This window comes from Microcoleus sp. AR_TQ3_B6 (assembly GCF_036702785.1).
In the GTDB taxonomy this organism is placed as follows: Bacteria; Cyanobacteriota; Cyanobacteriia; order Cyanobacteriales; family Microcoleaceae; genus Microcoleus.
Genome location: NZ_JAUBVJ010000025.1, coordinates 1 through 21,950, shown reverse-complemented (window position 1 = coordinate 21,950; position 21,950 = coordinate 1). Strand labels below are relative to the sequence as shown.

The window sequence follows — 21,950 nt, the reverse complement described above, 5'->3', positions numbered from 1 at the left end:
TTGATTCCACGGATAAATCACGTGGCGGGTACCACCTTTGAAATTCTTGGTCAGAGCGAAACGAGGACACAAGTCCTCTGCCCCAGATCGCTCCCTAACAACCTGAAAGCTGCGCGGGAAAACTCCCGGCAGCCCTTCGCTCAGGTGCGATCGCTGCCTTCCCTTGTACCTGTGGTTCTGCATACAGTAGCGAGTCCAGAGGAACATCGACAGCGGTTCCGTTTAGCCAAGGAAACTATTGCTAGCTTCCGGCAACAACTTAGAGCCGCACTTCAGGGGCAGCAACGCAATATCTTGTTTGAGCAGGCAAATCCTGCGATTAAAGGCGATTTGCGCTACATCTTCGATGCAATCGATCGCGATCGCAGTCGGTTTCTTTCAACCCAGGACTTTGCCACTCACTTGCATCAGGCAGGAAAAGTCCTCTCGGAGGGTGAACTTACCTATCTGTTCAACTGCATGGATAGAAATGGCAGTAGTGCGATCGACTTTGAGGAATTTGGCGAATTGATGTTGCGCCATCAACAGTTAATGTCGAGATATACAGAATTTGTCACATATTTTTTACCCATTGATGTCGATGCAGATGATATTATCAGTCTGCATTAGTTGAATACGGCACTACGCAGTTTGAGAGAGCCACCTCTATCTGAGGATGAAATCACATTCTTACAAGAGCAAACAGGAAGCCAGTCATTAACCTGGAATCGGTTTATTGAAGTGCTGATGCTGACTTCAACCAACATTGCTAAACAATTCTCTTCTCTTCAGAGGTAAAAGACTATGACGCTCACAGAACGGTTTAAAAGTTTCACGATCTTACATTCCAATGATATGCATGGAGACTTTCTGGCAGAAGCTACGGGCCTCGCAGAAGGTCATGTGATTGGTGGAATGTCGCTACTTTCAGGATACATCAATAAAGTGCGCCAGGAGGAGAAAAACGTGCTTTTTGTCATTTCTGGTGATATGCTTCAAGGCTCTACGATTGATTCGGAACATAAAGGTCTTTCAACCATAGAAATCATGAATTACCTAGCTCCTGACGTAGTGACTTTGGGCAACCACGAATTAGATTATGGCTTGCCTCACTTACTATTCTTAGAAAAGATGGCAAATTTTCCGATCGTGAATGCCAACTTGTATATCAAAAAGTATAACAAACGCTTGATGCAGCCATATATCATCCTCAATGTAGATGGATTTGATATTATGTTCATCGGGATTGTTACTGAGGAAGCTCTTAGGACATTAAAACGCGATCAAAGTATTGGTACATTCATCAGTCTTGAAGATGCCGCCTCAGAAGTTGGTAAAATTTGCAACGCATACAAAAATGAGGACATTGACCTGACAGTCCTCATGACACACATCGGTTTTGAAGAGGATAAAAAACTAGCAGCGTTGCTAGACCCAGAATGGGGTGTGGACATGATAATTGGGGGACACTCCCATACGTTTTTAGAACAACCTGCCGAAGTTAACAATATTCTGATCGCACAAGCCGGAGTTGGCACAGACCAAATTGGACGTTTCGATATTGTAGTGGATGACGATACTAATAGCATTGTTGAATGGAAGTGGCAGCTCTTACCTGTAGATAATAATCTCGCCAGCCCAGATCCAGAAATCGAAAAGCTGATCGCCACCTTTAAAGAAGGCGTAGATCGTAAGTACAATCGACTGATTGGACGATTAGCCCATAAATTGACCCATCCTAGGCGTGAAGAAGAAACGGAATTGGGTAACTTATTCGCCGATATTTTTGCCCAATTAGATAACTTAGATGTAGTTTTTGTTTCCAGTGGTGCAATCCGGGGAAAGGAATTAGGGCCTCTAGTTACATTGAACGATCTGAAAACTGTTTTCCCTTACGATGATACTCTTTATAAATTTAGAGTTACTGGGGTACATCTGGTCAAGATATTTACACATATCATGAGACCGGAAAACAGAATAGCTGGTCAAAGTCTGTATTTTCAGGTAAACAAGGGTATTAAGGCAGTTTACAGTGATGTCCTGCACAGGCTGGAATCTTTAAGCATTAATGGACAATCCATACAAGACGATAATCAATACACAATCTGTATGGATGGCTATCGTTACCACAATTCCGAGTCGAATTTAGGTATAACACATCAAGAATTAGGAACCCCAAAGGTAATCACAACATCTTGCCAGGATGTCATTGAAGAATACTTGAGTCATCATCAAAATCTTGACAGCCATATCGAAGGAAGATTGGTCTACAAGTAGAGACTTTTTAAACACTTGCCACAGCAGGTTTTAAGCTGCTGTGCATCTAATTTGAAAGTCAATTTTTCTACAATTCTTGTGGGACGGGCATCCTGCCCGTCTCTGCATTCAATTTAGATGCGTAGCAGCTTACCTGCGCCGCCAGAATTTGTATCGGCTTCGGATAAATTTAAGGGAGCAATAATTAACATGATAGCCCTTCCAAATCAGCCAGTTCCAGTAATAGTAGATACAGACGGTGGTGTAGATGATGCCTTGGCTCTGATTATGGCATTAAATTCACCCCAATTAGACCTGAAAGCCATCACCGTTGTCGCTGGCAATATTAACGTCGAGCAGGCCGCTAATAATGTGTTGCGCGTCATCAGTATTGTGGAGCCAGATACTTCGCCCGTTGTTGCCAAAGGGTGTGAAAAGCCACTGCTGAAACCTCCCTTCAATGCCGCAGGAATTCATGGGGCAGATGGTTTAGGTGAGTTGGATCAATTTAAGGAAGCTGATGGTACACCTCGCTATCCCAAACTTACTACTAAGCCATCTACAGAGAATGCTATCGATCTGCTTCTTTCGGCAGCTAAAAAGTACGATAATCTGACGATTATTGCTTTAGGACCACTCACAAATCTAGCCACAGCGATTCAGAAAGATAGCGCAACGATGAAAAAAATCGGGCGGATTATCATTATGGGTGGGGCGGTTACAGTACCGGGAAATATTTCAGCAGCGGCTGAATTTAACTTTTTTGTCGATCCCGATGCGGCTCAAGTCGTGATGGAGTCAGGAATTCCCATCACCTTAGTTGGTCTAGATGTGGCGATGAAAGCCCCTTTACCCCGCCAAGTTGTTGAAGATAATTTACAGCGCCGTCCTTCAAAACTTATCCAATTTATTGCCGACTGCACGGGGATTTATATGGCTTTCTACCGTGATAACGAAGGCTTTTATGGGTGTTATTTACACGACCCCTTGGCGGTGGCGGTTGCAATAGATCCCAGTTTGGTAAGGACAGAATCGCTACATATGATGGTTGAAACCGAAGGAAGATTCACGACGGGAATGTCACTAGCCGATCGCCGCGATCGCAGAGATGAGGAAACTAACCCCCCCAATGTAGAGGCTTGCTTAGATGTGGATACTGAACGGTTTATGCAGCTATTCGATCGACTTGTCTGACGGGTGACACAGGTTGGACAATGCGCGATCGGACTTTTCTACAATCATCCCTGACTTGAGGAACCTGATCCCATGACAACTCAACTCACTCATCCCAGAATCATTCTCGACACCGATCCGGGCCCAGACGATATCTATGCCTTTCTGTGGCTTCTGAGCTCGGTCAAATCAGGACTAGCTGAACTTGTCGCCGTTACTTCCGCAGATGGCAATGTCGCTGCTAAACGCACATTTTCTAGTGCGTCGCAGATTTTAAATTTAGCAGGATTCCCAGAGATTAAAGTAGGTCGCGGTGTCCCCATCAAACAAGTTGTAGAAGATGCCGGACATATTCATGGGGCGGATGGGATGGGCAATCTGTCTCATACTTTACCCCCAGCCACCCATAAATTTGAGGATGCTCCCTACTCCGACGAAATCATCATCGACGAGCTCAACGCAAATCCAGGGGAGATTACCATTGTCGCGATCGGTCCCCTGACAAACCTCGCTGCGGCGGAAACAAAAAGTCCTGGCATCCTCAAAAAAGCCAAAGAAATTGTCATTATGGGAGGTGCTTTTTCCTGTTCGGGTAATGTGACTCCCCATGCCGAATTCAATATTTGGTTTAATGCTGAAGCTCCTCAGACAGTATTTGACAGCCGAGATGATATTGTCGTGATGCCGTTGGACGTCACCAGACACTTAATTTTCACACGAGATATGACTCAGGCAGTCACTCAGGCGAATCCAGAGAGTAAACTTTCCCAATTCTTGATAGCTCTTTGTGAGTTCATGATTGACACAGCCTTGGGTTATCGAGAAACAGCAGGAATTCCAGGTCTTCTTGTCCATGATGCAGCCACCTTGGGATACCTGTTTTATCCGGAAACTTTGATGTTGAAAAGGGCAAAAGTTCGAGATGGGTTTTGAAGAGGATAAAAAACTAGCGGCAATGCTAAATCCAGAATGGGGTGTGGATATGATCGTGGGCGGGCACTCCCATACAATCCTAGAACAACCAGCCAAAGTTAACGACATTCTGATTGCACAAGCCGGAGTAGGCACCGAGCAGATTGGACATTTCGATGTTGTAGTAGATGACGATACTAACAGCATTGTTGAATGGCAGTGGCAACTCCTGCCTGTTGATAATAATCTAGCCGGGCCCGATCCAGAAATCGAAAAGCTGATTGCGACTTTCCAAGAAGAGGTCGATCGCAAATATAACCGGCTGATTGGTCGCGTAGCACGTAAACTGACTCATCCTCATAGCGAACAAGAAACTGATGTGGGTAACTTAATTGCTGATATTGTTGCCCAACTCGATAAGTTTGATGTCGTTCTGATAGGAAGTGGTTCAATTCGTGGCACAAAATTAGGTTCTCTAGTTACATTTAGCGACCTTAAAACTGTTTAGCCTTACGACGACGATGTACTTTATAAGGTTAGAGTGACTGGTGAACATATCACTAAGATATTTGCACATTTCATGAGACCGGAAAACAGACTACCAGGAGAAAGTTGTTGTTTTCAGGCCAACAAGGCTATTCAGGCAGTTTACAGTGAGGATCACAAGAAACTTGAATCTTTGAGCATTAATGAAAAAACAGTACAAGCCGATGCTCAATACACTATGTGTTTAGAGAAATTTCATTAGAAAAATTCCCTGATAAGTCTAGGTTAGATAACTGAATAATTGACCGAATTAGGGACTCAAAAGGTGGTTTCCACCTCCTGCCAGGATGTCCTTGAAGAATACTTTAGCCATCATCAAAATCTTAATAGCCATATCGAGGGACGATTGACATACAAATAGATAGTTCTGAGCTAATTCTCACTGATTGTCATTATTGGGCAGGCAAGATGCCTGGCCAATAAGAAACTAGATTAGGAATCTTTAATACAAATCAGCACAAGGAATATTAGCGGAACCAGAACCAGAGAGCAAAACCGCTAGAGTTGGAGGTAAATACGATGATTGAACGTCAACCAAGCTTGGGACGCGAGATCGGTCAAATTATAGAGGCGCGAAGCAAAGCCGTAAGTATGGCCGGGCAGGCAGATTAGGCGGCTAGGGATCGGCACTACTTTTCTTTTCGGCTTGTGGCACTTTTACCATTATTGGGACTGGTGAAAAAGCACGGTCATAGACCGTGCAAAGTATAACGAATCACAGCCGCCTCTGCCAGACCGGGGAAATATCAATTCTAAATCCTTACAGGGAACTGTAGTTGCGAAGCCCAGAGACCGTCAATCTTTGCAATCAATTCACTTCCCGACCAGAGAAAGGTTTGAGTGATGAGATTTTGTGCCTCAATATTGACGCCACCTAAAATTACGTCAGTTGCTGCATTAAAGTTAACAATTTGGGCGTAATCATTTCCACCACCGACTGAGTACCAATTTGTTGTGTTATCACCAATATAAAATGCGTTAACCGAGTTACCGCTGTTGCCAATTAAAGTATCTACCTCAACACCAGACGGCCCGTTGCTTTCTGAACCTGTTAATATGTTCTGACCCGCACCACCTCCGAGAGTATCGTTTCCCAAACCACCAAACAAGATATTAATGCCGTTTCCGCCAGTGAGAACATCATTACCCTCGTCACCGCGAAGGGTATTGTTGCCATTTCCGGCATTAATGTTGTCATCTCCAGCCCCGCCATTAATGGTGTCATTGCCTGTACCGGCAGCGATCAAATCACTACCAGCGTCACCAAAGATCAGATTATTCCCATCTGATCCGCTAAGGGCATCAACTCCAGCCCCGCCAAAGATGATGTCATTACCTGTGCCAGCAGAGACAATATCGTTCCCATCCCCACAATAATAAGTATGGTTGCCGTTGTTGTTGTAATATTTCCCAAAAATGCCAGTTCCTGTTAATACGTCGTTGCTGTTAGTCCCATAGATGAAGCGATCGTTGGTTCCGCCATTAAGCTTAGCACCAACCAGAAACAAAGGATTATCTTGAGCATCGACGGGAATCACTCCTTCATGCACTTGAAGAGAGTTAAGAAAATCCCCTCTATAGAAGTTTGGTCGAAATTGATGATCGGGCTGCGTGTCAGTCAGACCCAGAATATTTGTGGCTAAACGAGAATTGTGGGCTGCATCAGTTCTAACCAAATTTGTGTAGGCGGTCACGACACGGTTGTGTTGAGCAACTTGGTCGAAGGGATTAAGCGGATTGGTGCCGAAGTCAAAAAGGAAAGATTCTTTGGCAGTTCCAGCTTGAGCTTCATTTCCTGCTATACTACTGATGCCATTAAAACTTCTTCTTGAAGCCGTAGCACCAAAGTCTAAGCGTTCGATTGGGTCTGGAATTCCTAGATGGTTTAGGTATCCATTTGATAGGTCAGTATCGAAGCCATTAATAATATCGTAGGGACTGACAAGTCTTGCACTATTTGATGCTGGGTCAAGGGCTGCAACCGAACCAACTTGACTGCCATAGGTAGTATTGAAACTGGCGGCAAGTTCGCTGGCAAGGTGAGCACCAAGACTGTGACCAACAATATTGAGTGCTGTGGCTGGCATTCCCCACTCCACAAGTTTGTTTCGGACTGCTGTTGCCACTGGAGTAATCCACGAACCAGATCTGTAAAGGTCTCCTATAGCGATCCCTGCTGTTGCATTATTTGTTGGGGTGCCGCTCACTTGCGTCCAGTCAAGGGCTAAAACTGTATCGTTTGGGTTAGCATCTTTGATGGCTGTCGCCAGAGTTGCATCAAAAGAATTGCTGGGTGCTGTGAAACCAGGAATCAGCAACCATACTTTTTGATTGGTCCATCGATCCGCAGAGGGAACCGAGAAGGGGGCACGGATATTTATTTGACGCTGACTTGGACTAAAAGCATTGCTAGGTGGTCTGTTAGTTTCGCCACCTGTTACCAAAAACGGAGTATTTATTACTGCCATTGTCTATTCCTCTCCAGTTAGGTTGTTAAAGATTATTAATTGTTGGACTTTCTCGACAAGTGAGCTGCACCCAAGCCCAAAAAGGCAAACCAGGCAAATGGGGAGGCGTTCTCCGCTACGAGAGGAGGAGATTCGTTAATTTCTAAGGTCACTAGCCCCTCACCTCCAATAGTTCCATTTCGCAAGACGAACTTAAATATTCCAGGATCTACAAACATAAATCCGTTATTTCCGCCCCAAACTCTGACCGTTTCCCGGAGCAACTTGAAAGCCAAATTGAATTGGAAGTCCGTTCTCAAAAGCTAAAACAGGATGATCTGGGAAGTTGAAATCATCACTTGCCGTATAGAACCCATTTGAGATCTTTTGATGAGCACCGCAGCAGGTGATCGACTCACAGAGGGCGAGCGAATCACAGCGGGCGAGCGGCTCACAGCAGTCGATTGCCTGCTCGCCCGCGGTGAGTTGAGATTTTGGGGTTTAAAGCGAACGCCTGGAAAGATTTTCAAGTTGGTTGTCCCCGCTGAGGCTCGTTGATGTAAAATTACCATCAAAACACTCTCTCGGGCGATGCCGTACTCTACTAATCTCACAGATGCTGAATGGGAATTTTTGTCACCCTTACTCTCTCAAATTTTGCCGCTAAAAAAGAAAACTAGACCCCCTAACTGGACTCAAAGAGAAATTTTAAATGGCATCTTCTATCAACTCAAGAATGGTTGCAATTGGGCAGACCTACCCAAAGATTTACCTCCCTACTCAACCGTATATTGGCATTACAAACAGTGGCGCTCTCAAGGTGTGCTTGAAGAGTTGATGAGGGTCTTACATTCTCAAGTCCGAATGCAAGTAAAAAAAAACCGAAGTGGACTACATTGATCCTCATCGATTCACAGGCAGTTAAAAATACCTGTAATGCCAGTATTGCATCGAAAGGTTATTGTTTTTACAAATCAACCAATGGTATTAAAAGACATCTAGCGGTTGACACGCGATCGTTTCCATTTTTTACTCACTGCACGAAAGCTAGCTTATCAGATGATGCAGGTTTAATTGAAATGTTAAGCAAAAACATCAATTATTTCAAGTCTAAACCCGTTAATGTTCCCAAAATCACTATCTTGCTAGACCACGGATATCACCCCGACCACTTGACTGCTGAGTTAAAGAAGATTTACCCACAAATTCTCACCAAAATTAAGTTTGAACTCTCGGAAAAACCTTCAAAAAAACAAAAAGAAGCTCAAGGACAATCGGGATTTGTGCCAGTTAAAGCGAGGTGGGTCATCGAGCGCTCCAATTCTTGGATGGAAAGGTGTAAAATTCTCATCAAAAACTTCGAGAGAACCTTAGATAATGCAACTGCCAAGATGAATCTTTGTTTTATTAGGTTGATGATTAAGAGGCTAGCTTCCTAGATCTCAAATGGGTTCTATAGGTGACAGGAGTTAAGCCCCCGCAAAGTCCAAAAATCTAAAGTTCAGAGATAGCAGTCCCGGTCGATCTCCATTTCCACCATTGACAGTCATCGATTCCGTGCCGACCTTGTTGACACTCCTCGACTATCAAGGTGCGAGGATTCTTCCTTCAAAGGGATTCCAATGAATTTACCCTCAGAAAGCATCACAGGCGGTATGCCCTACGGCTGCAATTCCTCGAATAAGAACTACTTGCGCGGCTGCAACATCTCTATCTGTTGTGTAGCCACAACTTGAACAAGAGTGAGTGCGCTCCGACAATTCTTTTTTGCCTGTTTCTAAGCCACAGCTAGGGCAAATCTGACTTGTTTTGTGAGCGCTTACTTTTTGAAAATACACGCCATGCTTAAAACAAGCTTGCTCCAATATCGTAAAGAACTGACCCCAAAAGGCATCTAAGCAGTGTTTGCCTAACATCGCTCTGGACAAACCGACTAAGTTTAAATCCTCAACGAAAATCATCCCCGCATCTTTACAGAGCTGGTGAGCTAACTTCCAATGCCAATCTTTACGGCAGTTAGCGATGTACTCATGCAGTTTGGCAACTTTCTTCGCTCGCCTTCTTCCAGTTATGGGAGCCTAGTTTTTTGCGACTGACACGTTGTTGCAGCAATTTAAGCTTGCGTTCTGCATCAAGGAAAAAATTTTGGCGTTTGACTAGAAGACCATTGGAGGTTGCGATGAAATTAGTTAGTCCGAGATCAATTCCTACGCCTTCGCCGTGCGGCATAACTGACGGTACTGAAACATCCCATTGCAGGGTTAGCATAACGTACCAGCCACTAGCTCTCTTGACTATTCTCGCCTGTTTAATTGTTGCGCCATCTGGGATAGGACGCGATTGGTGAAACCTTACTAACCCAATTTTGGGTAGTTTCAGTGTTCCATTTTTGACAGGATTGACACCCAGTTGTGGGAACACAAAAGACCGCATTGCTCCTACTTTTTTAAAGCGAGGAAATCCGTGTTTCTGTTCCCACATATTGACAAATGCTTTTTCAAGCCGTCAAGCGCGTTTGCTGCAAGACGTGTACTTGAACAGTCCCTAAAGCGGGTATGCTTGCCCTTGCTGTTGTTAAGTTTTTACACTGACTGGCATAAGTTGGTCGTTTCGTTTCGGCTGGGATGATGAACTCGGAACGGATAGAACAAGCGTTAACCTGACAACTACGAGACCCAAACCAATGCTTGCGCTCTGCCAATGCGTAGTTGTAAACACGGCGACATTGTTCCAACCAGTCTTCAAAGATAACTGTCTGTGCTGTCGTTGGTTTCAGTTTGAACTCGTAGGTTAAGTTAAACACTTGTTTTGTCCTCCTAACCTTAATTATAGATAGGGCTGCGACCAAAGGTTAAAGCGATTATTCACGATTCTTAATTAAAGTCGCCCTGGAAGGGCGGGGCTTGTACCCACGTTTTTGGTCAGATGTGTATCGTCGTAGGAAAAGTCCCCGGTGTAGACACCAGCGAAGTTGGACTCTGTGACTTTGATGACGTTGACTTTGATTGTGCCTCCTATTGTGGCTGCCATAACAGGCTTTCCTGCTAATGTGGATATTAAATACAGCATTTTTTAGGTAAGTGAGGTACATAGCTTTCGATAGAGGACACGGCGCCGTGCCGTTTCCCTACAGCTATTGAACGCTTGACTGGTGTACTTCATCAATGTGGAATATGCTGTATGTTCCCACGATAAGCTGTCGCGCATTTTGGTAAAAAACCAGGTTTCTGGATCCCCATGCTAAGCCTGATTAAATTCGCAACAATTTACTTTCATTTTTCAAAAGTCTCGCTCGCCAAATGCCAGTTTTTCAGATGGAGCCGATCGCAAATTTGCACTTTCTCAACGGCCAAATAAAGCTTAAATTCGGGTTTTTCTATGCCGCTGCGCCACATTACCAGAGCATCTTCTCCGGTGTCTTGGTAGTATCGTTTCCGCCGTCCTGCCTCTTTAAAACCAAATTTATTGTACAGAGACACTGCGGCTAAATTAGACTCCCGCACTTCTAAAGTTGCCCGTTCTAATTGTCTAGAGTGAGCCTTGGTTAGTAAAGCCCAAAGCAGAGCTTGTCCTAAACCCTGACCTTGAAAGCGAGGATGAATTGCCAAAATTGTAATATGAGCTTCTTCTAAAATTGCCCACAGACAACCCAAGCCGATCGGGGTTGGGGTAAGTTTTGAGTTGGGAGTGGCTGGCGAGGAAGTCTCAACACTGAGCGGTTTTGTGTTGAGAATGCTGTTGGGTTCGATCGACTCGAGTTCGCTGTCGCATCTTTCTGATTGGTCCGAACCGGTGGACGATGCCCACAAACCCAGTAAATCGGTGTTAGGACTGCCTAACTCACGCCTGTAGCCTTCTAAAGTCCACAGTCCGCCAAAACAGAGCCGATCGAGTTCGACTGCACTGTTGAGGTGTTCTGCGGCGAGATGTTTAATTTGTAGAAAACGCACGGCTGTAAATTGTACACTGGAAAACACAGTAGCGATTAGCTGTTTGTGGCTAGTTTTGAGTCATGACTCACAAGTCTCCAGACATTAGTCTACTGCCAACGACTGCTGACTGCTGATTAATGACTGCCGACTGCTGACTGCTGATTAATGACTGCTGACTAATAACCTAGGATAGTTATTGCGCGATGGTATCAACTCAATCTTTCGGGGTGGAATCGGGACTTAAGTATCTGTCTGACTCGAAGCCGACCCTGCAAAATCGATCGCCCAATCAAGAACTGTTACCGCTGACAGCCAGTGTTAACAGCAGCGATCGGTTGGAAATCGGAGGCTGCGAGGTGACAGCCTTGGTTGAGCAATTTGGCTCGCCGTTGTACATTTTAGACGAAGAAACGCTGCGGGCGGCTTGCGCCCAGTACCGGGATGCTTTCGGGCGTTACTATCCGGGCTCTTCTCAAGTGCTCTATGCTTCTAAAGCTTGGAGTTGTTTGGCAGTTTGCGCGATCGCCGCGGAGGAAGGTTTAGGAATAGATGTCGTATCAGCAGGCGAAATCCACACTGCACTGCAAGCCGGTGTGGAACCCGACAAAATCTACTTCCACGGTAACAACAAGTCCCGCGAGGAACTCCAGCTAGCTGTCGAAAGCGACTGCATTACCGTAGCCGACAATTGGCGGGATTTAGAGACTCTAGCAGAGTTGGGAAAATTGGGTGTCAGCAGCCTCACAGGTGGGCCGACACGAATTATGGTGCGGTTTACTCCTGGAATTGAGTGTCACACCCACGAGTACATTCAGACGGGTCAAATCGACAGTAAATTTGGCTTCGATCCCAACTCGCTCGATCGAGTATTTACTTTCATCAGCCAACACCCGTCCTTATTTTGCGTGGGAGTACACGCTCACATCGGCTCTCAGATTTTTGAACTGCAACCCCATGACGATTTAGCCGATGTCATAGTTGAGGCCTTGACAAAAGCACTTAGTTATGGATTGCCAGCGACAGAAATTAATATTGGCGGGGGGTTGGGCATTCGCTATACTGAAGCGGACGATCCTCCCAGCATTGAAGATTGGGCTCGTACAATTTGCTCCGCGGTGGTAGCAGCTTGCGAGCGGCAGCAATTGCCATTACCGAAATTGCTTTGCGAACCGGGTCGATCGCTCGTCGGTACAGCCTGCGTCACTGCTTATACGGTTGGCTCTCAAAAAGTCATTCCGGGAATGCGGACTTATTTAGCTGTGGATGGAGGTATGTCGGACAATCCGCGTCCTATTACCTATCAATCAGTTTATCGAGCGATCGCAGCCGGTAAAATGTCTGCACCGTTAACGGAAACAGTGACAATTGCTGGGAAACACTGCGAGTCAGGCGATGTTCTGATTAAAGATGCCTTCTTGCCAGAGTGTCAGGCCGGAGATGTCCTAGTGGTTACGGCTACAGGGGCATACAATTACAGCATGGCTTCTAACTACAACCGAGTACCTCGACCGGCAGCGGTTTTAGTGAGAAATGGGGAAGTTAACACGATTATACAGCGGGAAACTTACCAGGATTTGCTGAGGCTTGACCGCCTTCCTGAACGACTCGGATCTCAAAAGTTAAAAGTTAAAAGTTAAAAGTTAAAAGTTAAAAGAAAGACAATCCATGTTTACTTCGTGATGATTGCTTTTTCACTTTTAACTTTTGCCTTGTTCAGTCACGCGATTGGATTGACACTCCTCGGTCTAAAAACACGGGGATTTTCAGCATATTCCTTATAACAACTGTTCATGGTTCACGGGTTCGAGTGCATCACGGTTCGCGGTTCACAGGCGGTAGCGTTCGATGAACCATGAACAATCAACAATCTGGCTATGACTTTGGCCTCGTTCAGTCCTTATTGATTCAATGCCTCGATATTGGACTGGTTTTTGCCCTTGCGTATTTGGTGCTCGTCATTGTTGGGGAGCGCAGAACGCTGTGGATGGTACGGGGATTTATTATTTTGATGCTGGCGGCGGCGCTGAGCAACTGGGCTGGATTGAGGCTGTTGCACGTTGCCCTCAACAGCTTGGTGACTGGTTCGGCTGTGGCAATGGCGGTAATATTGCAGTCGGAGTTTCGCCGATTTCTGGAACAATTGGGTCGAGGGGAATTTCGGCAATTGTTTGGACGCGATCGCCGACCAACTCCCGAACCGGACAGCGTAATAGATGAAATTGTGGACGCAGTAAAAGAACTTTCGCAAAACCGCACGGGCGCTTTACTAATTATAGAAACAGATTCTCCGATCGACGATCGGGATTTTTCTGTGCCGGGATTAAAGCTAAATGCTGAAGTTTCTAAAGAATTGTTGCAGACTATCTTTCAGCCGCAAACTTTGCTGCACGACGGAGCTGTGTTGATTCGAGGTTCGCGGATCGTGTCGGCGGGGGTAATTTTGCCTTTGTCCGATCGCAGCGCGTCGCGGCAGTTGGGAACCCGCCACCGGGCGGCGATGGGGATTACGGAACGGGTACAAGCTTGCGTGTGCGTGGTGGTGTCGGAGGAAACGGGTTCTATTTCTCTGGCGCAGATGGGAACTTTAAATCGACCTTTGACTAGCAGCAAACTTAAGGAATTGCTGGAAGCAAAGCTGTTTCCGTCGGACGGAGAAAGAGCTGTGGCTCCAATTCCGATCGGCAATCTCGGACGCCAGATAGGATTGAAGGGAGTGACGCTGTTAAAACGGATACTGCGCCGTTAGTCGGGTAATCGGGAGAAACCATGAGTCAAGGAATTTGCTTGGAAAAGTTGCCGGAGGATCTGCAACAAGAACTACTGCCTAAGCACATAGCAGTGATTATGGATGGGAACGGGCGCTGGGCTAAGAAGAAGGGGTTGCCGCGGATTGCGGGACACCGCCGAGGAGCTAGCACTCTGAAGGAACTGCTGCGCTGCTGCAAAGATTGGGGGATTCCAGCTTTAACCGCCTATGCTTTTTCGACGGAGAATTGGGGCCGGCCGGCCGGGGAGGTGGATTTTTTAATGAGTTTGTTTGAGGGTAAGCTGCGGCAAGAATTGCGGGAGATGGTGGACGAGGACGTGCAAATTCAATTTATGGGGAATTTGCAAGCTTTGCCGAAGTCTTTGCAGGCGGAAATCGAGCGTTCTGTGACGGCAACTCAGCACAATCAGGGGATTTTGTTTACGGTGGCGACGAATTACGGAGGGCGTCAGGAGATTGTACAAGCTTGTCGGGCGATCGCCACTCAGGTGCAAGAGGGCAAGTTGCAGCCGGAGGAGATTGATGAGGTTTTATTTAAACGCTATTTGTATACTGCTGATATTTGTGACCCGGATTTGCTGATCCGGACGAGCGGGGAAATGCGGTTGAGCAATTTTCTGCTATGGCAAATGGCTTATTCGGAAATTTACATTACTCAGACGCTGTGGCCGGATTTTGATCGATCGGAGTTTCACCGCGCTTTATCTGATTATCAGCAGCGCAGCCGCCGATTTGGCAAAGTGTAACGATTTGGGATTTGGGATTTTAGATTTGAGATTTTTTGGTTGATTTTTCTGTTTCCAAGTAGGTGTCGATTCTGAGGGAGGATCTCCATGAAAGTAAAAAACGTTTTTACTACCCGAGAGCGTCCCGCACAGCACAATACAGCAAGCCGGACCCTCGAACTCCCCTGTCAATGCTGGCAGGCTGGGTGCTCCTGATTCTCACCTGGATTCCCAATCTAAAATCTCATACCACTTTCAATTCTCTCCTGCTCAACATAAGGATTTGAGAGTTTAGATTGGAGTAAAAATCTCAAATCTCAAATCTTAAATCTCAAATCAAATTAGGGGCCGGAGAAAACGGCAGCTTCAATGTCCTGACGCGAGAGGGAGTATTTGAAGGCTCGCTGAATATCTTCGCCGTCGGCTCCAGCATGGATGTAACGGATGGTGAGTTGGTCGATATCGAGGGATAGTTCTGCTTTCCAGGTAGGTCGATCGATCTGCCAGCAGTGGAGTTCTCGCCGGTCTTGCTGGCAGCCACGGCTGATTAGCCACTGCTCGATGGACGGCAGCGGATGGTTGTACAAAGGAGTGTCAGCGGAAGGAAGAGTCATGGGATTTTAGATTTTAGATTTTAGATTTTAGATTGGGGATTTGGGATTAAGGATTTGGGATTTGGGATTTGGGATTTGGGATTGAGGATTGAGGATTGGGGATTTGGGATTTGAGGCTTTAATTGCCGCGAATTAAGCCGATCGCGATCGCCAGTACCAAACATCCGATTAAACTAGCTCCCATGATAAACAGGGCGAACATTTCTCCGGGGGAAAGAGGTCGATCCGTGGGGTCTAGGTAAGCGGAGTTGGAAGTTTTTTTGCCCGAGCCCGAAACCGGAGTATTGAAGCCTGGGGGCGACTGAATCACGTTCAGGCGAGAATAGCCTATTTTTAGGTCGTAGGCTAGGCGGCGTTCTGGGTTGCTGAGGGTGGCGTAGGCGTTGTTAAGCTGCTGAAATTTGGCGGTGGCGACGGAGGGCGGCAGATCGGTGGTATCGGGATGGTAGAGTTTGCTCAGTTCCCGATACGATCGCCGAATTTCGAGCGGCGATGCGGAAGGATGCAGCCCTAACAAGCCGTAGTAGCTAGAACCCAAGGGGGTTTTGCCGGGTATTTTCTGACTTTTGCTGTTTGCCGTTCCCTCGTTAGGAGTCACCTCAGCGCCTCTGGGCTTGTTGTTGATAATTTTTGATTATTTTAGAGCAGATTTGAGGCTAGCGCCACTGTCTGCGATGTCGAGGGGTTGAGGGTGGGCGTAAGGCGACGGCAAGTAACCTCAAACTCAGCACCAAGATATTCAAGCCGTCGGCTTCATCAATTAGTTGTGCGACTTGACGAAGTGTTGGACATATCTGACTCACCGAGGGATCGGGTAAGCTGATGTCGCCAGAATCTTTTCTCGACACTGCGGATATTTTCTTCATATCTGAGTGTATCCAAGTAAAGCAGCAAATACTTCAATTCATCATCCGTCTCCTCCCCCTCAAAGGGGTTTACTCGCACCAGATTGCCATAGCTGTGCTCCCACTTTTGAGGTGTATCATCCACTGCAATGATTGACTCTAGACGATACCCTTTGCGCTTGACCTTTTTTATATTTTTGCGATTGTAATATTCCAAGCATTCAAGATCGTAAGCAACTGTGCAGCGCTCGCTTGCCCACACAAACGATAAACTTTTAGGATTTTCAAAGACGGCTGAGACAATTGCGATCGCATAAGACGCCGTAGAAGATGTCCAAACTGCCACCTCAAACCAGTCTAGGCAATTTTTCAAAAATACATTAAGAAACGGTCGTTTGTAAATGTGATATTGCCCCACTAAAAAGTCAGCTTGCCGAGGTAGAGATGCTTCGGCAGCATAAATTAAAGTTTCATCAATATCGAGGATCAATAGTTTTTTTATAGAATCCACAATCAAAAATCGTTCATCGCTATGTCTCGATCTACTCCCTGTACCCAATTACTTTCAACTATGAATCGCCCGAGCGCAAATTTTGCACGTCCTCAAGGCTAAGCCCTGTAACTTGACTAATCATTGCATTATCTAGCTGTGAAATTAATTGTCTGGCGATCGCCAACTTCTCTTGTCGCTTTCCTTGTTCTATGCCTTGTTCTATGCCTTGTTCTATGCCTTGTTCTATGCCTTGTTCTATGCCGTCCTGAACAGCCTTAATAATTGCTCCCTGTTGGTCATAAATAAACTGTTCTCTTCTGTCCAAATCTTCCACTTCCTCTCGGCTCAAACTGGCTTGATTAGCAATATTAAAAGCTTGATGTATTTCTGGTATGCTATCCATTGTTTCTGGAACCGATGTCAGAATTCTCGCATTTTTCATAAAATAAATCCATTTGTCTGCTAAAGTTTCAAGTTCCTCCTGTTCTTTGGTAAACTTGGGCAGCTCTACAAACACTAAATCCAGCTCATTTTCGGGATAAGTCAAATTTGTTTTGACTTCTTTGAACACAAATCTGGAAATAAATTCTGGGCTGTTAGGAAACATTTCAAAATCAGTAATTGTCAGAGCAATTACTGGCTTCAGCATTCGATATCCTTGGGCTGCTTCCAATTGAAAAGCGTAAGTCTTCGCTGCATTGTACAAAACTCGCTTGCCAAAAGACTGGACGTTGAGCACTTGCATTTCAATAATTACTAAAGTGCCATCGCTGAGTTTTGCTTTCACATCCAGATAACTATCTTTTAAGCCTTCTAGTTTGGGCGGCAGATTCGGGTTGATAATTTCTAAGTCTTCAATCGTGGGATTGCCTTCATAAATTAGAGCGTTGAGAAAGCTAATTAGAATCTCTTTGCTTTCTGAGGAACCGAAAATTTTTTTGAAGGCGTAATCGGTTTTCGGGTTGATAAATATCATGGTTGTCAGATTTAGCTTTGAGGTTATGGGTTTTGTGACGAACCAAGGGATTGGATCCGGGTCAAACTGCTGATTTTGTTTCAGGTAATGGTTTGACATTTTCCGGCAAATGTGCCTTAGCGATCGCCAGCACGGGCTCATCGTCCCTGTGTTCCTCATCCATGGGAATTTGGCACGAAATCAGTTCTGTGACGATGCGATCGCCCAGAACATCTTCCCAATCTTGCAACTGTTCTCTGGCTTTGATCGGTGTATTGACAGCCACGTCTACGCCCATTTGCTGAAGGTTGAGGCTGTGGGCTGTCGATCGGCGGTTGACACACTCCACCAGCCAAACGCTCAATCCGACTGCTGCCATCAAAGGCAAGACAATCCGGTAATCGCGGGTTAATTCAAACATCAATAGGATGGCTGTCAGCGGTGCTCTGGCGCTGCCGGCGAGGACGGCGGCCATTCCCACCATTGCGTAGGCGGCAGGGCCGGCGACTCGATCGCTCATTGCCGGCAGCATTTCCAAAAACAGGCCGTAAGCCGAACCCAGGGAAGCTCCCAAAAACATCGCCGGAGCAAAGATGCCGCCCACTAAACCGCTGCCGAGGCTGATTGCTGTCATCGCCAGTTTGACAAACAGCAGCTGCAGCAGCAAAGGCAAGGAAAATTTAACATCTTGGAGCATTGCTTGGACTGTTTCGTAGCCCACACCCAAAATTTGAGGCAATTGCAGGGCGACTAAGCCGACTGCGGCCCCGCCGACGATCGGGTGAAGCGGCCGGGGCAGTCGTCCGAGCCAAGCAAATCCTCGGACTTTTCCTTGAAAACAGCCCTCGGCTAATTGAATTGCTTCTGTGTAGGCTAGAGACACTCCGCTCGCCAAAACCCCCAATCCCATGTACAGAGGCAGTTCTAGGGGGCTGCGGACATCGTAGATCGGCAAAGAAAAGGCAGGCTGAGCTCCCAAGCAGATTTGAGCGATGAGCGCCGAAACTACGGCCGAGAGCAAGACAACGCTGACTGAGGAAGTGGCGAAGGTGCTGCCGAGCACGACTTCTAAGGCAAAGAACACTCCGGCGATGGGAGAGTTAAACCCGGCAGATAAACCAGCAGCAGCTCCGGCGCCCAAGAGCAAGCGCTGCCGTTCTGGCGAGAGCTGCAAAACTTGAGCCAGCAGCATTCCAAAATTAGCACCGATTTCCACGCTGGGGGCTTCCGGGCCCAGGGAGGCGCCGGTGCCTAGGGAAACTGAGGCTGCCATCATTTTGGTGATGGGTTTGAGGGGGGAGAGTTCTTGCAGCCCGCGGGTGGCTGCAATTAAGGAAGACATATTCGGGCCAAAGTCCCGAAATCGCCAGCGCATCAGCCCGATGATGACTCCGCCGAGGGTGGGAATGCAGGCTAGGGTCCAAGAGCCTTTGGAGGCGATCGCCCCCATGAAGTCTTGCAGCATCACGCTGTGGATGAAGTTGATCAGGTAGTGAAAGGTGACGACCCCTGCACCCGTAACTCCCCCGATTACTAGGGAAAGGATGAGCAGGAGGGTTTCTGGGCTTGGGTGCAGGCGGGTGAACAGCGGGCTTAGGCGGGAGGCTTGGGGAGTTGCTGCGGTTGGGCCGGTTGGCGACAGATCCACAGGAGGGGTGGCTCTCATTTAGCGGTTAATTCTTCTGTGAGAAGTTAGATAAATATTACATTTTATTTCTTATTTTAATTTTGTGTTATTTTAGGGGAATTGACAAGTTAATTAAGCGGTATTTTAGGGCGGATTTTTGGGGCGGGCGGCTGGGGTGGAATGACGGATTCTGAGAACCGGCGGATTTGGCGTGATTGTATACTCACTTACATTCAAACTTAGATACACTCGCGCGATCGTCCTAATTAACTATATTTATAGTTTTGGCACTTAGGGCGATCGCCTAAGCGGATCAATGAGCTGTAGATTGGGGAGAAATTAGTGAAACAAACATTCTGATTAAATGATTAGCGATTCGATATTTTGCCTTAGACTGATTGCATCAACTTTTGATTGATAGGGAAACCGCAGAGCAACGCTTCGGAACGCAGATGTATTTCAAGATTGGATAGCGAATGCTTCCAATCTTATCTATTAAAAACAGCAATCTTAGATATAAAATTTAAAATCATCCTATAGCGGTTGTTGAGTGGGCGGAATCCTTTGTCTGGGTTTGGCGATCGACATTAGCGGATCGCCGATGGTGGCGACTTTCCAGGGAGGGGATTCTAGCTGGCGTGCTGCTATTAAAAATGGTGATCCTCGCTTCAGGCGATCGATCATTAATTTAGGTGGAATAAAAGCCGATAAAAAAGGTTCGTTGACGCTGCCGACATAGGCGTAAGCACCATTTACTAACCACCTTCCGCTAACGGTGTTTGTGTCCTCTGGATCTGAGGCTGACCAACTGTGAATCATGTGGATTGCTGTGGGAAATTGAAGTTTTGGTAGGTCTTCAACAGAAGCGTCGCCGTTGCCGACTTGGAATGATGTTGGATAGCCTTTGGAATTCATTAATATTAAGTCAAATGCCCACGGTTTTGAGGCTAAACTCCGCCACTTTTTTAGGCTCGATTCTGGTTGCTGCACTAAATCGACATTCAAACCTATAGTTTTTAGTCCGCTAGCTGCTTCCTCCATTTCATATTTTGCCCAATTTCCTTCCTTGGGGTAACTGTCATAAAGCATCGCTGTTTGGCTGTCTAGAAATATGGCACACATGGCTTGATAGATCGATCGCACCTCCGAGCCGAAAATCCAGCCTACAACCGCCCAGCGTTCGCCGTTGAAGTGCCGTCCCAAACCGTCGGTAACAGCTAATTGTTCGTCTTTCTTTTGAGGGGATTGATATTTTACTGCTAGTTCGCGTACAATGGTTATTGTGTCGATCGGGTCTGCGAGTTGAGAATAAAAAAATCCGGTAGATTCGACGGCTTTTGTAATTGCTCTTTGCAGATTTTCCCACTGTGTGTTATTGAGGGTCTGGTTGGGTTTTCCGAAGTTGCCTTCTACAAATACTAAAGGTTGACCGTGAGCCGCTGCTAAGGCAACTGCTGCTGAGCGGGCGGGGTCGTTTTCTGATGTGATTACTACTCCTGGGGGTTCCCAACCGAGTTGGGTCCATTTTGCTTTTAAGGTTTGAGTATCCGTGGCATTCCAGGCTGTTGCTGAGGCCTTCAGCATTAATTCTTGGAGTTTTTTACCTTTTGGCAGTTGCTGTTTGATGCTTGGCAAACGGACTATTTCTTCGGCTTTAAAGCGCTGCAAAAACATGGGCGCATATTTTTTGTCTTCAATGAGAATAGGCCAGTTTCCTTTGAGATTCCATTTTTGGATTGCTGTTAAGAATGTGGCTTCGTCTGGTACTAAAACTATGCGGTTGACTGTTGGTATCTTGGAGCGGACGATGGCTGCTCGAAGGCCTGTTTGAATTGGCCAGGGTTCTTGTTTGGCTGAGACTGGAAGTTGAAATGGTTTTGTGACTAAGCTGCACGCTGTTAATTGCTGTGATAAGCATAAAAATAGTATTAATGCTAGGAGTTTAATTTGTATTTTTTTGGGACAATTCATTTTTTTTACCGCAGATTGAAGCTGATTAACACGGATTAACGCAGATGCAGAGGAGATCTGTTAATAGATTCCGGGAATTAGCTTTTTGACTCGCTGGCTGTATTCTGAATAGTCTGGATATTTTTTTGTTAACCAGGCTTCTTCTCGGTTGGCTTTGATCTCGAAAAATATTATTAATATGGCGCTGGCTATTAAGTGGGATATGCTCATTTGAAAAATTGTCCAGCCGAGGGCGGCTAAAATTAAGCCACTGTATAATGGATGCCGCACTATTCCGTAAATGCCTGTTTGGACTAATTCTCCGTTTTCTATGGGATAGGGTAAAGGTGTGAGGTTTTTTCCTAAGTCTATCAATCCTTTGATGATTAAAATTAATCCGCCTAAGCCGAGAATACTTGCTACACTCCAAGTAAGAGCAAGTAATTGAGGTGATTCAATTTTTAATCCTGGCAGTTGATAAACTGGTAAGATTGCAAATCCTGCGAGCAATGCTCCTTGAAGCAAAACTAAATATTCGCCGCGGCTGTTATTGCGCCAGCCTTCGCGGGTGAAGCCCCAGTCAGTTAAGATTTTCATAGTAAGACAAAGAAGGAAGAAGGAAGGAGGAAGAAGGAAGAAGGAAGAAGGAAGAAAAGGAAGAAGGAAGGAGGGAGAAGGAAGAAGGAATAAGGAAGAAGGAAGAAGGAAGAAGGAAGAAAAGGAAGAAGG

The 21,950-nt window shown here is 46.1% G+C and carries 24 protein-coding genes; 10 read left to right on the top strand and 14 right to left on the bottom strand.

Annotation, left to right across the window (positions count from 1 at the left end; all coding sequences use genetic code 11):
* The first annotated feature begins 21 nt into the window (after positions 1-21).
* From QUB56_RS14445 to QUB56_RS14425, 5 genes are all read left to right on the top strand, one after another.
* Complete coding sequence (locus tag QUB56_RS14445) at positions 22-609, top strand: EF-hand domain-containing protein (protein WP_332955975.1); 588 nt, start codon at positions 22-24, stop codon at positions 607-609.
* 174 nt (positions 610-783) lie between these two features.
* Positions 784-2,256, top strand: a complete 1,473-nt coding sequence (locus QUB56_RS14440; protein WP_332955974.1) for a bifunctional UDP-sugar hydrolase/5'-nucleotidase — start codon at positions 784-786, stop codon at positions 2,254-2,256.
* Between the two features lie 117 nt (positions 2,257-2,373).
* Positions 2,374-3,429, top strand: coding sequence for a nucleoside hydrolase (locus QUB56_RS14435; protein WP_332955973.1), 1,056 nt, complete (start codon positions 2,374-2,376; stop codon positions 3,427-3,429).
* A 72-nt stretch (positions 3,430-3,501) separates the two neighbouring features.
* Entirely contained in the window at positions 3,502-4,341 is an 840-nt protein-coding gene (locus QUB56_RS14430; protein ID WP_332955972.1) for a nucleoside hydrolase, read from the top strand.
* Positions 4,331-4,828: a hypothetical protein gene (locus QUB56_RS14425; protein WP_332955971.1), complete on the top strand. Its 498-nt coding sequence runs from the start codon at positions 4,331-4,333 to the stop codon at positions 4,826-4,828. Before QUB56_RS14430 ends, QUB56_RS14425 begins: the two co-directional genes overlap by 11 nt.
* A 790-nt stretch (positions 4,829-5,618) precedes the next feature.
* On the opposite strand, the gene QUB56_RS14420 is transcribed toward QUB56_RS14425, so the two are convergent.
* The gene (locus tag QUB56_RS14420; RefSeq protein WP_332955969.1) at positions 5,619-7,334 is read right to left on the bottom strand and encodes a hypothetical protein; all 1,716 of its coding nucleotides are present in this window, start codon (positions 7,332-7,334) and stop codon (positions 5,619-5,621) included.
* 35 nt (positions 7,335-7,369) lie between these two features.
* On the bottom strand, positions 7,370-7,552 hold the full coding sequence (locus QUB56_RS14415) for a hypothetical protein (protein WP_332955968.1): 183 nt from the start codon (positions 7,550-7,552) through the stop codon (positions 7,370-7,372).
* Between the two features lie 352 nt (positions 7,553-7,904).
* Here QUB56_RS14415 and QUB56_RS37220 point away from each other — a divergent pair, with 352 nt between their 5' ends.
* Both QUB56_RS37220 and QUB56_RS14410 read left to right on the top strand, forming a co-directional pair.
* On the top strand, positions 7,905-8,213 hold the full coding sequence (locus tag QUB56_RS37220; RefSeq protein WP_445243346.1) for a transposase: 309 nt from the start codon (positions 7,905-7,907) through the stop codon (positions 8,211-8,213).
* Positions 8,210-8,752, top strand: a complete 543-nt coding sequence (locus QUB56_RS14410; RefSeq protein WP_332955967.1) for a transposase — start codon at positions 8,210-8,212, stop codon at positions 8,750-8,752. Before QUB56_RS37220 ends, QUB56_RS14410 begins: the two co-directional genes overlap by 4 nt.
* Positions 8,753-8,947: 195 nt before the next feature.
* Here the strand turns inward: QUB56_RS14410 and QUB56_RS37215 are convergent, their stop codons facing one another.
* The 5 genes from QUB56_RS37215 to rimI all read right to left on the bottom strand — a co-directional run bounded on the left by QUB56_RS37215 (position 8,948) and on the right by rimI (position 11,263).
* Positions 8,948-9,337, bottom strand: a complete 390-nt coding sequence (locus QUB56_RS37215) for an RNA-guided endonuclease InsQ/TnpB family protein (protein WP_445243348.1) — start codon at positions 9,335-9,337, stop codon at positions 8,948-8,950.
* 4 nt (positions 9,338-9,341) lie between these two features.
* A complete protein-coding gene (locus tag QUB56_RS37210; protein WP_445243345.1) occupies positions 9,342-9,794 on the bottom strand; it encodes an RNA-guided endonuclease InsQ/TnpB family protein in 453 nt (150 codons plus the stop codon).
* Positions 9,795-9,810: 16 nt separating this feature from the next.
* Positions 9,811-10,116 (bottom strand): helix-turn-helix domain-containing protein, encoded by a 306-nt coding sequence (locus QUB56_RS37205; RefSeq protein ID WP_445243344.1) that lies wholly within the window; start codon positions 10,114-10,116, stop codon positions 9,811-9,813.
* A 74-nt stretch (positions 10,117-10,190) separates the two neighbouring features.
* Positions 10,191-10,382 carry a hypothetical protein gene (locus QUB56_RS14400; protein WP_332955966.1) on the bottom strand — a complete coding sequence of 64 codons (192 nt, stop codon included), beginning with the start codon at positions 10,380-10,382 and terminating at the stop codon, positions 10,191-10,193.
* A 203-nt stretch (positions 10,383-10,585) separates the two neighbouring features.
* Complete coding sequence (gene rimI / locus QUB56_RS14395) at positions 10,586-11,263, bottom strand: ribosomal protein S18-alanine N-acetyltransferase (RefSeq protein ID WP_332955965.1); 678 nt, start codon at positions 11,261-11,263, stop codon at positions 10,586-10,588.
* 185 nt (positions 11,264-11,448) lie between these two features.
* Between rimI and lysA the strand changes: the two genes are divergently transcribed.
* The 3 genes from lysA to QUB56_RS14380 all read left to right on the top strand — a co-directional run bounded on the left by lysA (position 11,449) and on the right by QUB56_RS14380 (position 14,758).
* A complete protein-coding gene (gene lysA, locus QUB56_RS14390) occupies positions 11,449-12,882 on the top strand; it encodes a diaminopimelate decarboxylase (protein ID WP_332955964.1) in 1,434 nt (477 codons plus the stop codon).
* A 215-nt stretch (positions 12,883-13,097) separates the two neighbouring features.
* Positions 13,098-13,991, top strand: coding sequence for a diadenylate cyclase CdaA (cdaA, locus tag QUB56_RS14385; protein ID WP_332955963.1), 894 nt, complete (start codon positions 13,098-13,100; stop codon positions 13,989-13,991).
* Between the two features lie 20 nt (positions 13,992-14,011).
* Complete coding sequence (locus QUB56_RS14380) at positions 14,012-14,758, top strand: isoprenyl transferase (RefSeq protein WP_332955962.1); 747 nt, start codon at positions 14,012-14,014, stop codon at positions 14,756-14,758.
* 320 nt (positions 14,759-15,078) lie between these two features.
* Here the strand turns inward: QUB56_RS14380 and QUB56_RS14375 are convergent, their stop codons facing one another.
* The 7 genes from QUB56_RS14375 to QUB56_RS14345 form a co-directional block, all read right to left on the bottom strand.
* On the bottom strand, positions 15,079-15,351 hold the full coding sequence (locus tag QUB56_RS14375) for a DUF3143 domain-containing protein (protein WP_332955961.1): 273 nt from the start codon (positions 15,349-15,351) through the stop codon (positions 15,079-15,081).
* 118 nt (positions 15,352-15,469) lie between these two features.
* Complete coding sequence (locus QUB56_RS14370; protein WP_332955960.1) at positions 15,470-15,949, bottom strand: J domain-containing protein; 480 nt, start codon at positions 15,947-15,949, stop codon at positions 15,470-15,472.
* A gap of 158 nt (positions 15,950-16,107) precedes the next feature.
* Positions 16,108-16,707, bottom strand: coding sequence for an HAD family hydrolase (locus QUB56_RS14365; RefSeq protein WP_332955959.1), 600 nt, complete (start codon positions 16,705-16,707; stop codon positions 16,108-16,110).
* A gap of 58 nt (positions 16,708-16,765) precedes the next feature.
* Positions 16,766-17,665, bottom strand: a complete 900-nt coding sequence (locus tag QUB56_RS14360) for an Rpn family recombination-promoting nuclease/putative transposase (protein ID WP_332955958.1) — start codon at positions 17,663-17,665, stop codon at positions 16,766-16,768.
* A gap of 61 nt (positions 17,666-17,726) precedes the next feature.
* Complete coding sequence (locus QUB56_RS14355) at positions 17,727-19,310, bottom strand: chloride channel protein (protein ID WP_332955957.1); 1,584 nt, start codon at positions 19,308-19,310, stop codon at positions 17,727-17,729.
* A gap of 495 nt (positions 19,311-19,805) precedes the next feature.
* Positions 19,806-21,242 (bottom strand): hypothetical protein, encoded by a 1,437-nt coding sequence (locus tag QUB56_RS14350; protein WP_332955954.1) that lies wholly within the window; start codon positions 21,240-21,242, stop codon positions 19,806-19,808.
* A 60-nt stretch (positions 21,243-21,302) separates the two neighbouring features.
* Entirely contained in the window at positions 21,303-21,818 is a 516-nt protein-coding gene (locus tag QUB56_RS14345) for an isoprenylcysteine carboxylmethyltransferase family protein (protein WP_332955952.1), read from the bottom strand.
* Positions 21,819-21,950 lie beyond the last annotated feature (132 nt).